Origin of the sequence: Pseudothauera rhizosphaerae, assembly GCF_004801305.1 — a bacterium.
Classification (GTDB): Bacteria; Pseudomonadota; Gammaproteobacteria; order Burkholderiales; family Rhodocyclaceae; genus Pseudothauera; species Pseudothauera rhizosphaerae.
This window is the reverse complement of sequence record NZ_SSOD01000013.1, coordinates 60,913-73,175: the sequence shown is the minus strand read 5'-3', so window position 1 is coordinate 73,175 and position 12,263 is coordinate 60,913. Positions and strand designations below refer to the sequence as shown.

The window sequence follows — 12,263 nt, the reverse complement described above, 5'->3', positions numbered from 1 at the left end:
GCACGTCTCGTGTGCTGGAACTGTCTATCCAGACCAGAGTCTTTCAGCTTTGTGGGACTTGTTCTTCCTGTTGATCGATGTGCCACCCAGGAGCCTGTAATGAAGAAGTCAAAACTCAAACCCCGCAACCCCCTCGTGGCGCAGGTGCGTCGGCGTGGCGGTGGCGGGGTGCATGAAGAATCGTTCAAGGCGCGGCGCAGCCGCGAGAAGGCGGCGCTGCGGCGCGAGGTGATGGGTGGGCGCGGCGGGGAAGGGCGGGAGGCCGGACGAAAGCGGATCGCGGTGGTGGCGGTGGGCTTTCGTCCGGTTTTCCGTTCTGCGGTTCAGGAGCCGTACTTGACGGTGCAGCCGTAGGCGCGGGTGACCGGGTTGGGGACGGGCTGGCCGGCCTGCAGGGCGGTGAGGGTGGCGCGGACGTAGTTGGTGGCGTTGGCCAGGTCGCCGTCGTTCGCGGAGGGGATGCTGTCGATGCCGCCCATGTAGACCAGGGTGCCTGCGGCGTCGATGACGTACATGTGCGGCGTGACCTGGGCGCCGTAGAGGCGGCCGACCTTGCCGTCCGGGTCGAGGACGACATGGCTGATCCTGTCGGCCCGGCGTTCGCTGTTCAGGCGCAGCGCGGTGGCGCCGTCCACGTGGCCCTGGGTGCCGGGCGCGGAGGAAATGATCTGCAGCCATACCGCGCCCTGGCTGGTCGCTGCGAGCTGGGTGGCCTGCATGTTGCCCGTGCGGTAGTGTTTGCGCACGAAGGGGCAGTCGTGGTTGGTCCATTCCAGCACCACGGTGCGGCCGCGCAGGGACTGCAGGTCCAGCGTGTTGCCGTCGGCGGTGGTGGCGCTGAAGGTGGGGGCGGGCTGGCCGACTTGCGGGGCGGCCAAGGCGGCGCCGGTGAGAAGGCCGGCGGCCAGGATGGCCGCGGTGGTGAGTCGGGACACGAACGGGGACGGTTTCATCGATGGCTCCTCTGGTGTTGGCGGCGCGCGGCGGCGGGCAGGGTTTCGCCGCCGGCGGGGATGATGGTCCCGACCCTATCCGGGCGGCGGGGCGATGGCCTGCAGCACGATGTCCGCGGTGAGCAGTTGCGGCAGCACCACGGGTGTGGCGCCTGCCCCGGCCGGGTAGTACAGGTAGAGCGGCACGCCGCTGCGTCCGTGGGCGTTGAGCACGGCGGTGATCCCGGCGTCCTGGTTGGTCCAGTCGCCCTTCAGGTAGGCGACTTCCCGTGCCGCGAAGGCGGCGGCCACTTCCGGGCGTTCCAGCGCGACGCGTTCGTTGACCAGGCAGGTGATGCACCACGCGGCGGTGAAGTTCACGAATACCGGCCGCCCTTCGGCGCGCAGCGCGGCCAGGCGAGTACCGGAATAGGTTTCCAGCGGCAGCAGCGAGGCGGGCGCGGCCGTTGCGCTGTGCGTCTGCGGCACGGCGGCCGGTTGCAGGCTGCTGGCCGCAACCAGGGTGGCGGCCAGCAGTGCCGTGCCGCCCAGGCGGGCAGTGCGGCGGATGCGGGGGGCGGCATGGCGGGCGGCCTCGTGGAGCCAGGCGGCCAGTGCGATGGCGACCATGCCGCCGAGGGCCAGCGGCAGGCCGTCGGCGCCGGTCTGCAGCGCCAGCACCCATACCAGCCATGCCGCGGCGGCGTACATGGGGAAGGCCAGCGCCTGCTTGAGGCGCAGCATCCACAGCCCCGGCTTGGGCAGGCGGCCGAGCAGGGCCGGCTGCAGCGTCAGCACGACGAAGGGCAGGGCCAGACCCAGGCCCAGGGCGAGGAACACCGATAGTAGCGAGGCCGGCGGCTGGGTCATGGCGAAGCCGATGGCCACCCCCATGAAGGGCGCGGTGCAGGGCGTGGCGACCAGCGCGGCGAGCACGCCGGTGAAGAAGCTGCCGGCGTAGCCGCCCCGTTCGGTAAGCGACTGCCCGACGCCGGCCAGGCTGCCGCCCACCATGAACACGCCGGACAGGTTGAGCCCCACCGCGAACAGCAGCCAGGCTGCGAACAGCACGAAGAGCGGCGACTGGAACTGGAAGCCCCAGCCCAGCCGGGCACCGCCGGCCTGCAGTGCGAGCACGACCGCGGCCAGGGCGGCGAAGCTCGCCAGCACGCCGCCCAGATAGGCCAGGCCGTGGCGCGCCGCGTGGTCCCGGCCGCCGTGGCCGTGGCGCACCAGGGCGATGACCTTCATCGCCAGCACCGGGAAGACGCAGGGCATCAGGTTGAGGATCAGGCCGCCGAGCAGGGCGAAACCCAGCGCAGTGGCGAGGCCGACGGCCGGCGGCGCGGGGGTGGCGGCGGAGGCGGCGGTGCCCAGCGGCGCATGGAGTTCGTAGGCCCGCGTCGCGCCGCTGCCGTCGCCGATCACCAGCACGCCTTCCAGCACCGCCGGCCCGGCGTCGCCGCCAAGCGGCCCGGGCGCCAGCGTGAGCCGCAGGCCGTCGCTGCCGGTTTGCGCGGGCTGCGCCGCGGCGTGGTCGATGACGCCCCATTCGTAGGGGAAGAACCATGCCTCGCCCCTGCCGGCGGGCAAAGCGCCGCTATCCACCGCGAGCTGCAGGCCGTGCGCGTCCCGGCTGTAGCGTGCCGGCCACGGTGCGGGCTGCGGCAGGCGGGCGCGCGCCGCGGTAATGGCCGAGTGGGCGGTGGTGCGGGTGGTTTCGGCCACCGGCAGGCTCAGGTTCAGGTCGAGCTGTTCGGGGATGCAGACCTCGCTGCACACCAGCCATTCGGCACGGGCCGCGATGTCGAGCACGTCGCCGGGGCGGGCGTCGGCCGGCGCGGTGAATTCCGCCAGCAGGGTCACTTCGCCAGCGTAGCCGTAATTGACCACCGGGCCCAGTGCCTGGCGCTCGGGGGCCGGCCATTGCAGCGGGCCGGCTGCGGCGCCGGCGGGCAGTTGCCAGTGCACCTGGGTAGCGAGGCCGGAGTCGCCGGGGTTGCGCCAGTAGGTGTGCCAGCCGGGTGTGATGCGCTTGGCCAGTCCCACGGTGACCCGTTCGCCCGGCGCTACGGCGTCGGCCGCCGCGACCAGGCGTGCGGATACGTGCGGGGTGCGTCCTTCCGTGCCTTCGGCGGCGCCGTGGGCGTTGCCGCCCAGCAGTGCGCCACCGGCCAGCAGCGCGAGGCCGGCCAGGTGCCGGAGCGGGAAGAGCACGGAGGAGGAAGTGCGGGAGCGCGCCATGCGGGACCTGTCGCGGTAAAGGACCAACATCCGATGGAGTGTTGCTGCGGGGCGCAGGTTCCGGCAGATGCGGGCGGCGCCTACTGCAGGTCGAAGAACACCAGGTCGCGTTCGATGTCGCCGGCGGAAAAGCCGCAGCCCAGGCGGCCCGGGCCGTTGAGCAGGATTTCGGCCTGCTTGATCATCCTCTCGCCGTGGCCGTCGATGGCGACGAAGCTGCCGTTGCTGCTCTGGTCCACCAGGAAGAAGCCGCCGTTGCGCCGCTCGATGCGGGCGTGCTGGCGCGAGGCGCGCGGGTCGATGATGACCACGTCGTTGCCCTGCTCGCGTCCGATCAGCAGCACCGGGTGCTGCTCGTCCACCACCAGGTCGTCCTGCTGGTGGCGGATGCGCAACTGCTGCGACAGCTTGCTGGTCGGCGGCAGCGGCGTGATGCCGCTGATGCGGTGGCCGATCTCGTATACCGGCCAGTCCATGCCTTCCACGGTCAGGCTGCGCGTGCCTTCGGTGCCGGCGAAGTGGCGCGCGGGGGTGGACAGCAGCATCACCGCAGCGCCGCTGGCCAGCGCCTGGCCGGGCTGGGCGTTGGCCGCCAGATGCCGGGCTACCGTCAGGCCTTCGCCATGGGGTGGGCGGGTCGGTTCGATGGCGCCGTAGTGCACCCCGATGCGGGCGGACAACTGCACGCCGCTGGTCGGCGGCAGGCTCACGACCCGTTCCAGCATTTCGCAGGCCGCCAGCACGGCGGCGTCGCAGCGTTCGAAGCTCGCTGCCAGGCCCTGCGGCTCGCGGGTGAGCCGTTCGCCGCCGTTCGATTCCACGACGCGATCGATGCGGTTGAGGCAGCGGTCCACCGAATGCTGGGCTTCTTCCGCCGTCAGGCGGCCGATGAGCCGGTCGCCGCCGGTGACTTCGGCTACCAAGATGCAGAGATTCTTGCGTTCGGTCATGTCACGTGGATAGAAGGCTCGCTGCCGGTGCAACGGTTCGGGGGCTCATGATGGGGAAATGCCTTGGGCGACGCAAGTGCCCGTATTGGCGGTGGGGGTTTCTCAGTCCAGTGGCGTGATGCGGATCACGTCGCCGCCGCTGCGCGGCAGTTCGGGCGGATCGAAGGCGGTGTCGCCCTCGGCCACCACGGTGTGGCGGTCGAGGCCCTGGAAGTCGAACAGGCGCTGGTCCGCCAGGTGGGAGGGCACCACGTTTTGCAGCGCGGTAGCCAGCGATTCGATGCGCCCCGGGTAGTCCCGCGCCCAGCCGGCCAGCATGGCCTTGATCTGCTTGCGCTGGGCGTTCTCCTGCGAGCCGCACAGGTTGCACGGGATGATGGGGAAGTCCATTGCGCGGGCGAAGCGCGCGATGTCGTTCTCGGTGCAGTAGGCGAGCGGGCGGATCACCACGTGCTGGCCGTCGTCGCTGACCAGCTTGGGCGGCATGGCCTTGATCTTGCCGCCGAAGAACATGTTGAGGAAGAGCGTTTCCAGCATGTCGTCCCGGTGGTGGCCCAGGGCGATCTTGGTGGCACCGATCTCCCGCGCCACGCGGTAGATGATGCCGCGGCGCAGGCGCGAGCACAGGGAACAGGTGGTCTTGCCCTCGGGGATCTTGTCCTTGACGATGGAGTAGGTGTCCTCGGTGACGATGCGGTACTCCACGCCGATGGATTCGAAGTAGGCCGGCAGCACCTCGGCCGGGAAGCCCGGCTGCTTCTGGTCCAGGTTCATCGCCACGATGCGGAAATCCACCGGGGCGCGCTCCCGCAGCGCGAGCAGGATGGACAGTAGCGAGTACGAATCCTTGCCGCCCGACACGCACACCATCACCGTGTCGCCGTCCTCGATCATGTTGAAGTCGGCGATGGCCTCGCCCACGCCGCGCTCGAGCTTCTTCTTGAGGCGCAGGAAGGTGTTGGAAAAGCGGGTTTCGGCGGATTGGGGGGAAGGCGTGCTCACGGCGGCGGCCCGGACGGTGGAAACCTGCCGATTTTACCTGTCACCGGCCTCCCGCAGGTCGCGCTCGATGATCTTGGCCGCCCGGGCGCCGCCCGCCAGGGCGCTGACCACGCAGGGGAAATCCACCTCGCACACGTCGCCGGCCGCGTATACGCCCGCGATGCCGGTGCGCCCCCAGGCGTCTACGCGCACGTAGCCGGCATCGTCGGTCTGCAGCCGCTCGCCGGTGCCCGCCAGCAGCAGGGCGGCCGGTTCGGTGCTGTTGGGCTGGTAGCCGGCCAGCACGTGGATGCGATCGACGACGACCTCGCGCTCACCGCCGGGTGTGGCCAGCCGGGCCGCGATGCGTTCACCGGCCGCCGCCAGGCGCAGCGGACGGCTGTCTGCGAGCACCTCGGCCTGCCCGTGGGCGAGCACCGGCCCCATGAACGCGGCCTGGGCGCGCGGCTGCGAGCGTGTCGCGACGATCACCGTGGCGCCAACTGCGAGCAGCAGGCTGGCGTTCTCGAACGCGTTGTCGCCGCCGCCGACGATGAGTACCGACTTGCCGCGCAGTGCTTCCAGCCCGACGAAGGCGAACGGCCCGCAGGCCACCCGTTCCGCGGCCAGTTCCGCGAAACCCGGAACCCCGGCCAGCACCTCGGTGCCGCGGTAGGCCGTACCGGTGGCGATCACCAGCGCTGCGCAGGGCATGGCCGCATCCGCCCCGCCGTGGGCCGGGTACAGCACGAAGCCGCCGCCCCCCTCGCCGCGGGCGATGCGTTCGAGGTGCACGCCGGTGCGGATGTCGACGCCGCTCGCGCGGGCATGGGCATGGAAGCGCCGGGCGAGTTCCGGGCCGGTGGGGCCGTCCTGGCCGAGTACCGACTTGTTGGGCAGGAAGTTCAGGTTCTGGTTGCCGCCCGTGCGCTCCGTGCGCTCCAGCACCAGCGGGAGCAGACCCAGGTTGTGGGCCCACAGCGCGGCCGACAGGCCGGCCGGACCCGCCCCCAGGATGGCGACGCGCGCTTTCATGGCTGCGCCTGCGGCGGCGCGGGCGGGGGGCGGAGCAGTTCCCACCCCTCGCCGGCGAGCGAGAACAGGAAGTAGCGCAGATCCTGCGCGAAATAGAGCTTGGCGGCCGGGTCCCAGAGAAAGTCCGCGGCCAGGCGGCGGCGCGCGCAAACGGTCACGAAGCGCCGTTCGGCGTCGTCGATGAGGCCGATGCTGCTGTCCACCGTGTAGCCCTCGTGCCGTGCGCCCTCGAAGCTGACCGGAAAAAACCGCTCCAGCCATTCGCGCGCCTCCTGCGCCGGGCGGGGCGCCTCCCACGGGATGAAGACGGTGACGTTCACCTTGGAGACGTTCAGATCCACCTGGAACCACAGTTCCGCCGCCGAATCCGCGCGTGCCAGTTCCAGGCGGTAGCGTGCGCTCGGCACGCCGTCGTTGTGGAAGGTCTGTACCGTGCTGCGCAGGATGTCGTGGCGCGACCCGATCGCGGCGGCGTCGCCGCCCCGCGCGGCCAGCACCGTGGGAATGGTTTCGGCCAGCAGGGCGCGGCTCTTGCGGGCCAGCGCCGCCACGCCGGTCTGGGCGAAGGCGAGATAGATCAGCACGAGCACGGGCAGGAAGGCGACGGCGACGATGCGCGAGCCCGTTTCGAGCAGACGCTCGTCGCACTCGGCGGTGTGGCAGGCGATGATGCCCGCGCCCAGCAGCCACAGCCCCACGGCGAAGGTGGCCAGCGCCAGGGCCAGCGCGCCGTACCGCACCCACGCCGGAATGGACAACTGGCGGACCTGCTGCAGCAGGCCCAGCGGCGTAGCCTGGCTCAACGGCGAATTGTCGTGGGCATCCATGCGTCGATCCCTGCTGCGGGGGGCGTGGCAGCGATTATGTCATAGGCGCCGGCGGTGGCGCCCTTGCGCGGGGCGGCCGCTCGCCCCATCATCGCGCGTTGTTCCGCATCTCCCGGCCCGCCATGAACCTGCCCCGACCTTCCGCCGACGCGCTCGCCCAGAGCGCGCGCCTGCTCGACCTGCTGCGCGCCGAGATTCATGCCGGCGGCGGCTGGATCGACTTCGCGCGCTACATGGAGCTCGCCCTGTACGCCCCGGGCCTGGGCTACTACAGCGGCGGTGCGAGGAAGTTCGGTCCGGGCGGAGACTTCATCACCGCGCCGGAACTCACGCCGCTCTTCGGCCAGGCGCTGGCGGCCCAGGTGGAGCAGGTGATGCGCGCCTCCGCGCCCCACGTGATCGAGGCCGGCGCCGGCACCGGCCTGCTGGCCGCCGACCTGCTGCTGGAACTGGAACGCCGCGGCTGCCTGCCCGAGCGCTACGACATCCTGGAACTCTCCGGCGAACTGCGGGAGCGCCAGTTCGACACTCTGGCGGAGAAGGCGTCCCACCTCGCTTCGCGCGTGCGCTGGCTGGACACGCTGCCGGACACCTTCTCCGGCGCGCTGGTGGCCAACGAGGTGCTGGACGTGATGCCGGTGCATCTGGTGGCGCTGCGGGCCGAGGGCGTCTTCGAGCGCGGCGTGGCCCTGGACGACGCCGGCACGCTGCGCTGGGCCGACCGCCCCGCCGCCGGCGCGGCGCTGGCCGCCGCCCGGGCGCTGGACCTGCCCCACCCGGCGGAAGGCGAATACGTCACCGAGATCTGCCTGGCCGCGCGCGCCTGGGTGGCCGAATGGGCGCCCCGCCTGCAGGCCGGCGCGCTGCTGCTGGTGGATTACGGCTATCCGCGCCCGGAGTACTACCTGCCGTCGCGTTCTTCCGGCACGCTGCTGTGCTACTACCGCCACCACGCCCACGGCGACCCCTTCCTGTGGCCGGGCCTGAACGACATCACCAGCTTCGTGGATTTCACCGTCGCGGCCGAGGCGGCCTTCGACGCCGGGCTGGAGGTGTACGGCTACACCACCCAGGCCCAGTTCCTGTTCAACTGCGGCGTGCTGGACTGCCTGGCGCGGCGCGGGCCGCAGGAAAGCGCGGACTACATCCGCGCGGCGCGGGCGGTGCAGCGCCTCACCGCACCGCAGGAGATGGGGGAGCTGTTCAAGGTGCTGGCGGTGGGGCGGGGCATGATGGGGCCGCTGCTGGGCTTCGTGCGCGGCGACCGGCTGCACGCGCTGTAGCCGGCACCCCGTTCAGGCCGCGGCCACCTCGCGCAGGCTGCACTTGGCCAGGCCGAAGCGCGTGTCCACCAGCAGCGGGTAGCGCGCGCCGCCGTAGCGGCCGTAGGCGCCGATGTTGTAGCCGACGATGCGCCCGGCGACGCGGCCGATGCGCACCCGCAGGCCCACGTGGAAACCCGCGCGGATGGCCTTGTTCACTGCCTGTTGGATGCCTCCGTGCCGGGCGTGGCCGGCGCCGGGGGTGCGGAGGTCGCCCTCCACGAGATCCAGACTTATCCTGTCCATGATGCTGCTCTCCGTCCGGTGCGGGCGGCGCGCATCCCGTGCTGCCTGGATGGGGCCGCCGGCGCCCGGAACCCTTGATCGCGCCGGCCGTGGAGATGCGGAAAACCCTGCAGGCGCCGAAAACACCCGCACTTCCCGCCCGCGCCGGCCGCGGCGCGGCGCGGCCTATTCCTGGTAGCGGTACACCGCCTTCAGGAAGGCCTCGACGTCCTCCGGCGGCGGCATGCGCCTCACCTCCGCCGTCGGATGCTCCTGCAGTTGCGGCGCCACTTCGGGCTGCGGCAGCCAACTCGCGTTGAGCACTTCGTCGTCGTAGGCCGGCGCTTCGATGGCAGCCGGCTTGCCCGAGCTCATGTCCATGACGATCACCATGATGACCTCCGCAATGCTTGCCGAAACGAGTGCTTCCTGAGTCCTTTTACGGCCGCGACGGGCCGGACTTGAGCGGCAGGCACTGGCGGTGAAGCACCCGCAGCGGGTGCCCCTGATTCGATCATGGGGCCGCGGCGCGCCATCTTCCAGTAGGGGGGAACCCTGATGCGGCAGTATTTCACGCCGCTGCCGCGGCCTGTGCGCTCAGAGTTCGCGTTCGATCAGCCACTCGGCGACGTGCCGGGCCGCCCGCTCCCAGTCGCGCTCCAGCATCATGCCGTGGCCCAGGCCCGGAAGGATCTCCGCGCGCCGGCCATAGGTGGCGGCGGTCATCTCCACCTGGTCGGGCGGGATCAACTGGTCGTGCTCGGCTCCCAGCACCAGCATGGGCGGACGGTGCATCAGCGCAGGGCGCGGCAGGTTGAACAGCGTCATGTCCCAGATCGCGCGGTGGGATTCGGGCTGGCACAAATGGTAGTAGCGCAGCAGGGTGTCGTCGTCCACGGGCTGGTGGAACAGCGCTTCCAGCAGGCTTTCGAGCTGCGGCTGGCCGCCGCCCATGATGCGGTTCAGATCCACCAGCAGGTTGGGCTTCTTGAACATCAGTCCCACGGCCGAGCTCATCAGGCCCTGGGGCGGCACCGCGGACATCAGCACCACGCCCGGCGCGTCGCCTTGTTCCAGGTATTTCTGCACCACCATGCCGCCCATGGAATGCCCGACCAGCACCGGCATTTCGGGCAGCTTGGCGACCACCTCGGCCAGATCGGCCACGTAGTCGTCCAGGGAAAAGGAATCCAGCGGCGCGCGGCGCCGGCTGGCGCCGTGGCCGGACAGCGACACCGCGTAGCTGGTCCACCCTTGCGCGGCGAACCAGGGCAGGAAGTGCTCGTCCCAGCACCAGGCGCCGGTGTAGGCGCCGTGCACGAAGAGCAGCGGCGTGGGGCGGATGTGCCGGCCGGCCGGCGCGCGACAGAGGACTTCGAGGTCGCCGAAGCGGTTGGTGTTCATCGTGGGATCTCCATGCCGCGCTGGACGGCGGGGCGCGTGGCGATCGTGTCGAACCAGCGCCTCAGGTTGGGGAAGTCGACCAGGTCCATGCCCTGCCACTCGTGCCGCGCGATCCACGGCCAGGTGGCGATGTCGGCAATCGAATACTGTTCGCCGGCCAGCCATTCGCGGCCGGCCAGGTGCTTGTCCAGCACGCCGTAGATGCGTGCCGTCTCCTTCGTGTAGCGCTCGATGGCGTAGGGAATCTTCTCCGGCGCGAAGCGGCGGAAGTGGTGGGCCTGGCCCAGCATCGGCCCCACGCTGCCCATCTGCATCATCAGCCACTGCAGCGTCTCGTAGCGCGACCGCGGTCCGGCCGGCAGCAGGCGGCCGGCCTTTTCGGCCAGGTAGATCAGGATGGCGCCGGATTCGAACAGGGCGATGGGTTCGCCGCCCGGGCCGTCGCTGTCCACGATGGCCGGAATCTTGTTGTTGGGGCTGATGGCGAGGAAGGCCGGGTCGAACTGCTCGCCGCGGGTGATATCCACCGGGCGGACTTCGTAGGGCAATTGCAGTTCTTCGAGGGCGATGGAGATCTTCTGGCCGTTGGGGGTGCCCCAGGTGTACAGGGTGATCATGCGTCGGTCGTTCTCTCTGCCGGCGGTGGCCGGTGGCGGTGCCTGGCACGTGGTCTAATGCCGGTTTTGCCGGCAAAAGACAACGCAATGCTCAAGTGGTTGGTGGTGATCCTGGTCGTCGTGTTGCTGGCCGGCCTGATGGGCCCGCGCAGCGCCGGCGGCCTGCGCCTGGGGCGCCTGCCCGGCGACCTGGCTTTCCGTTTCCGGGGCAGAGCCTACCATTTTCCGTTCGCCAGCACCGTGCTGCTTTCCCTGCTGGCGTGGCTGTTGTTGCGCATGCTGTGACCGGCGACTACGCGCCCTGCCAATATCCGGCCAGTTCGGCGTCGCGGATGTCGTTCTCCCGCTCGGTGAATTGCGCCGCATCGGCGTCGAACAGCAGCCAGCAGAAGAAGCGCGCCACCGTGTCCGGCGTGGCGAGTTGGCCGTTCTCCTTGAGCTGGCGGAAGGCTTCCACGTCCGGGAAGCTCGCCTCGTCCAGGGCGCGGATCTGGGCCTGCATGGGCGTATCCACCACGCCGGGGCGGGCGCTGCCCACCAGGATGCCGCGCTCGCGCACTTCCTCGCGCCAGCACTGGTAGAGCATGTGCAGCGCGCTCTTGGAGATGCAGTACGGCCCCCAGCCCGCCAGCGCACGGTGGGCCGTGCCCGAGGACACGTGCAGGATGCGTGCGCCCCTGGCCAGCACGGGCAGCAGCGCCTGGGTGAGGAAAAGGGGAGCGAGCAGGTTGGTCTGCAGGTGGGCGGAGAACGCTTCCCGCCGCAGATCGGCCAGCGGACCGGCGGGGGCGAGCACGGCGGCGTTGTGGACGACGTAGCCGGGCGCCCGCCCGCCGAGGGCGGCGACGAGCCGTGCCGGGGCATCCTCCGTGCCCACGTCCAGCGCCAGCGGCTCCACTTTGCCCGCATGGCGTTCGGCCAGCGCTTCCAGCAGGGCCGCGCGCCGGCCGACGGCGAGTACCGCGCAGCCGCGTTCGACCAGGCGGCCGGTCAGCGCGGCACCGATGCCGCTGCCGGCGCCGGTGACGATGGCGAGTTTCGTGCCGGTGCTCATGCCCGTCCTCCTTCGCCCAGGGACTGCAGGATGGCCGCGCCCAGCACGGCGGCGGACTGGGCGCCGGAAATGCCCAGGCTGCGGTTGAGGATGAAGAAGGGCACGCTGTGCACGCCCTGCTGCTGGATGCCGGCGGCCATGCGGCGCACCGCGGCGGCGTCCTCGTGGCCGTTGAGGTAATCCAGCACCTCGTCGCGGCGCTCGCCACCCGCGGCCACCGCCAGGTCGGCCAGCACCGCGCTGCTGCCGATGTCCAGGCCCTGCTGGAAGTGGGCGGCGAAGAGCGCGTCGGTGAGGGCCTTGACGTGGGCCGGGCTGTTGCCCAGGCGCTGGGCGCGGTAGCACAGGCGGTGCGCCTTGAGGGTGTTCGGGCGCACCGCGATGCGGTCGAAGGCGAACACCAGGCCGTCCTCCGCGGCGGCCTCGGCCACCTGGCGCTGCACCGCGTCCGCGCCTTGCGGGCCGCCGAACTTGGTTTCCAGGAAGGGCCGGTAGGGCTCGCCGGCAGCCGGGGCGTCCGGGTCGAGGAAGAAGGGCAGCCAGTTGATCTGCACCTCCAGCCCCGGGCGTTCGGCGCGCAGTTCGGCCAGGGCCCTGTCCAGGCGCACCTTACCCAGGAAGCACCAGGGGCAGACGAAGTCGGAAACGAGATCGATGGTCAGGGGCATGCGA

General features: G+C 70.9%; 15 protein-coding genes. 3 read left to right on the top strand and 12 right to left on the bottom strand.

Annotation, left to right across the window (positions count from 1 at the left end; genetic code table 11):
- Window positions 1-99: 99 nt before the first annotated feature.
- Window positions 100-354, top strand: a complete 255-nt coding sequence (locus E6O51_RS15515) for a hypothetical protein (protein ID WP_136385914.1) — start codon at window positions 100-102, stop codon at window positions 352-354.
- Here E6O51_RS15515 and E6O51_RS15510 read toward each other — a convergent pair.
- From E6O51_RS15510 to E6O51_RS21915, 6 genes are all read right to left on the bottom strand, one after another.
- Window positions 324-953, bottom strand: coding sequence for a redoxin domain-containing protein (locus tag E6O51_RS15510; RefSeq protein ID WP_136385913.1), 630 nt, complete (start codon window positions 951-953; stop codon window positions 324-326). The two genes, E6O51_RS15515 and E6O51_RS15510, sit on opposite strands and share 31 nt — an antisense overlap.
- A 75-nt stretch (window positions 954-1,028) precedes the next feature.
- Window positions 1,029-3,176 carry a protein-disulfide reductase DsbD family protein gene (locus E6O51_RS15505; protein ID WP_136385912.1) on the bottom strand — a complete coding sequence of 716 codons (2,148 nt, stop codon included), beginning with the start codon at window positions 3,174-3,176 and terminating at the stop codon, window positions 1,029-1,031.
- 80 nt (window positions 3,177-3,256) lie between these two features.
- Window positions 3,257-4,126 (bottom strand): FHA domain-containing protein, encoded by an 870-nt coding sequence (locus tag E6O51_RS15500; protein ID WP_136385911.1) that lies wholly within the window; start codon window positions 4,124-4,126, stop codon window positions 3,257-3,259.
- Between the two features lie 102 nt (window positions 4,127-4,228).
- Complete coding sequence (gene ttcA / locus E6O51_RS15495) at window positions 4,229-5,128, bottom strand: tRNA 2-thiocytidine(32) synthetase TtcA (protein WP_136385910.1); 900 nt, start codon at window positions 5,126-5,128, stop codon at window positions 4,229-4,231.
- 33 nt (window positions 5,129-5,161) lie between these two features.
- Window positions 5,162-6,142 (bottom strand): NAD(P)/FAD-dependent oxidoreductase, encoded by a 981-nt coding sequence (locus E6O51_RS15490; protein ID WP_168735298.1) that lies wholly within the window; start codon window positions 6,140-6,142, stop codon window positions 5,162-5,164.
- Window positions 6,139-6,969 carry a hypothetical protein gene (locus tag E6O51_RS21915; RefSeq protein WP_168735297.1) on the bottom strand — a complete coding sequence of 277 codons (831 nt, stop codon included), beginning with the start codon at window positions 6,967-6,969 and terminating at the stop codon, window positions 6,139-6,141. Before E6O51_RS21915 ends, E6O51_RS15490 begins: the two co-directional genes overlap by 4 nt.
- 122 nt (window positions 6,970-7,091) lie before the next feature.
- Between E6O51_RS21915 and E6O51_RS15485 the strand changes: the two genes are divergently transcribed.
- Window positions 7,092-8,252, top strand: coding sequence for a class I SAM-dependent methyltransferase (locus tag E6O51_RS15485; protein WP_136385908.1), 1,161 nt, complete (start codon window positions 7,092-7,094; stop codon window positions 8,250-8,252).
- A gap of 12 nt (window positions 8,253-8,264) precedes the next feature.
- Here E6O51_RS15485 and E6O51_RS15480 read toward each other — a convergent pair whose 3' ends face one another.
- From E6O51_RS15480 to E6O51_RS15465, 4 genes are all read right to left on the bottom strand, one after another.
- A complete protein-coding gene (locus tag E6O51_RS15480) occupies window positions 8,265-8,537 on the bottom strand; it encodes a hypothetical protein (protein ID WP_136385907.1) in 273 nt (90 codons plus the stop codon).
- A 165-nt stretch (window positions 8,538-8,702) separates the two neighbouring features.
- The gene (locus E6O51_RS15475) at window positions 8,703-8,909 is read right to left on the bottom strand and encodes a hypothetical protein (RefSeq protein WP_136385906.1); all 207 of its coding nucleotides are present in this window, start codon (window positions 8,907-8,909) and stop codon (window positions 8,703-8,705) included.
- A 204-nt stretch (window positions 8,910-9,113) separates the two neighbouring features.
- Complete coding sequence (locus E6O51_RS15470) at window positions 9,114-9,920, bottom strand: alpha/beta hydrolase (RefSeq protein WP_136385905.1); 807 nt, start codon at window positions 9,918-9,920, stop codon at window positions 9,114-9,116.
- Window positions 9,917-10,537, bottom strand: a complete 621-nt coding sequence (locus tag E6O51_RS15465) for a glutathione S-transferase family protein (RefSeq protein WP_136385904.1) — start codon at window positions 10,535-10,537, stop codon at window positions 9,917-9,919. The genes E6O51_RS15470 and E6O51_RS15465 overlap by 4 nt, the downstream gene beginning before the upstream one ends.
- Window positions 10,538-10,624: 87 nt before the next feature.
- Between E6O51_RS15465 and E6O51_RS15460 the strand changes: the two genes are divergently transcribed.
- Window positions 10,625-10,822, top strand: coding sequence for a DUF2905 domain-containing protein (locus tag E6O51_RS15460; RefSeq protein ID WP_136385903.1), 198 nt, complete (start codon window positions 10,625-10,627; stop codon window positions 10,820-10,822).
- Window positions 10,823-10,829: 7 nt separating this feature from the next.
- On the opposite strand, the gene E6O51_RS15455 is transcribed toward E6O51_RS15460, so the two are convergent.
- Both E6O51_RS15455 and E6O51_RS15450 read right to left on the bottom strand, forming a co-directional pair.
- Entirely contained in the window at window positions 10,830-11,591 is a 762-nt protein-coding gene (locus tag E6O51_RS15455) for an SDR family oxidoreductase (protein ID WP_136385902.1), read from the bottom strand.
- Entirely contained in the window at window positions 11,588-12,259 is a 672-nt protein-coding gene (locus E6O51_RS15450) for a DsbA family oxidoreductase (protein ID WP_136385901.1), read from the bottom strand. Before E6O51_RS15450 ends, E6O51_RS15455 begins: the two co-directional genes overlap by 4 nt.
- Between the last annotated feature and the right edge of the window lie 4 nt (window positions 12,260-12,263).

Bases quoted from the DNA above. Each gene is read 5' to 3' on its own strand.
- E6O51_RS15485 (WP_136385908.1), top strand. From the start codon at position 7,092: ATGAACCTGCCCCGACCTTCCGCCGACGCGCTCGCCCAGAGCGCGCGC.
- E6O51_RS15460 (WP_136385903.1), top strand. From the start codon at position 10,625: ATGCTCAAGTGGTTGGTGGTGATCCTGGTCGTCGTGTTGCTGGCCGGC.
- E6O51_RS15480 (WP_136385907.1), bottom strand. From the start codon at position 8,537: ATGGACAGGATAAGTCTGGATCTCGTGGAGGGCGACCTCCGCACCCCC.
- E6O51_RS15455 (WP_136385902.1), bottom strand. From the start codon at position 11,591: ATGAGCACCGGCACGAAACTCGCCATCGTCACCGGCGCCGGCAGCGGC.
- E6O51_RS15490 (WP_168735298.1), bottom strand. From the start codon at position 6,142: ATGAAAGCGCGCGTCGCCATCCTGGGGGCGGGTCCGGCCGGCCTGTCG.
- E6O51_RS15450 (WP_136385901.1), bottom strand. From the start codon at position 12,259: ATGCCCCTGACCATCGATCTCGTTTCCGACTTCGTCTGCCCCTGGTGC.
- E6O51_RS15475 (WP_136385906.1), bottom strand. From the start codon at position 8,909: ATGGTGATCGTCATGGACATGAGCTCGGGCAAGCCGGCTGCCATCGAA.
- E6O51_RS15505 (WP_136385912.1), bottom strand. From the start codon at position 3,176: ATGGCGCGCTCCCGCACTTCCTCCTCCGTGCTCTTCCCGCTCCGGCAC.
- E6O51_RS15515 (WP_136385914.1), top strand. From the start codon at position 100: ATGAAGAAGTCAAAACTCAAACCCCGCAACCCCCTCGTGGCGCAGGTG.
- E6O51_RS15465 (WP_136385904.1), bottom strand. From the start codon at position 10,537: ATGATCACCCTGTACACCTGGGGCACCCCCAACGGCCAGAAGATCTCC.
- E6O51_RS15470 (WP_136385905.1), bottom strand. From the start codon at position 9,920: ATGAACACCAACCGCTTCGGCGACCTCGAAGTCCTCTGTCGCGCGCCG.
- E6O51_RS15510 (WP_136385913.1), bottom strand. From the start codon at position 953: ATGAAACCGTCCCCGTTCGTGTCCCGACTCACCACCGCGGCCATCCTG.
- E6O51_RS15500 (WP_136385911.1), bottom strand. From the start codon at position 4,126: ATGACCGAACGCAAGAATCTCTGCATCTTGGTAGCCGAAGTCACCGGC.
- E6O51_RS21915 (WP_168735297.1), bottom strand. From the start codon at position 6,969: ATGGATGCCCACGACAATTCGCCGTTGAGCCAGGCTACGCCGCTGGGC.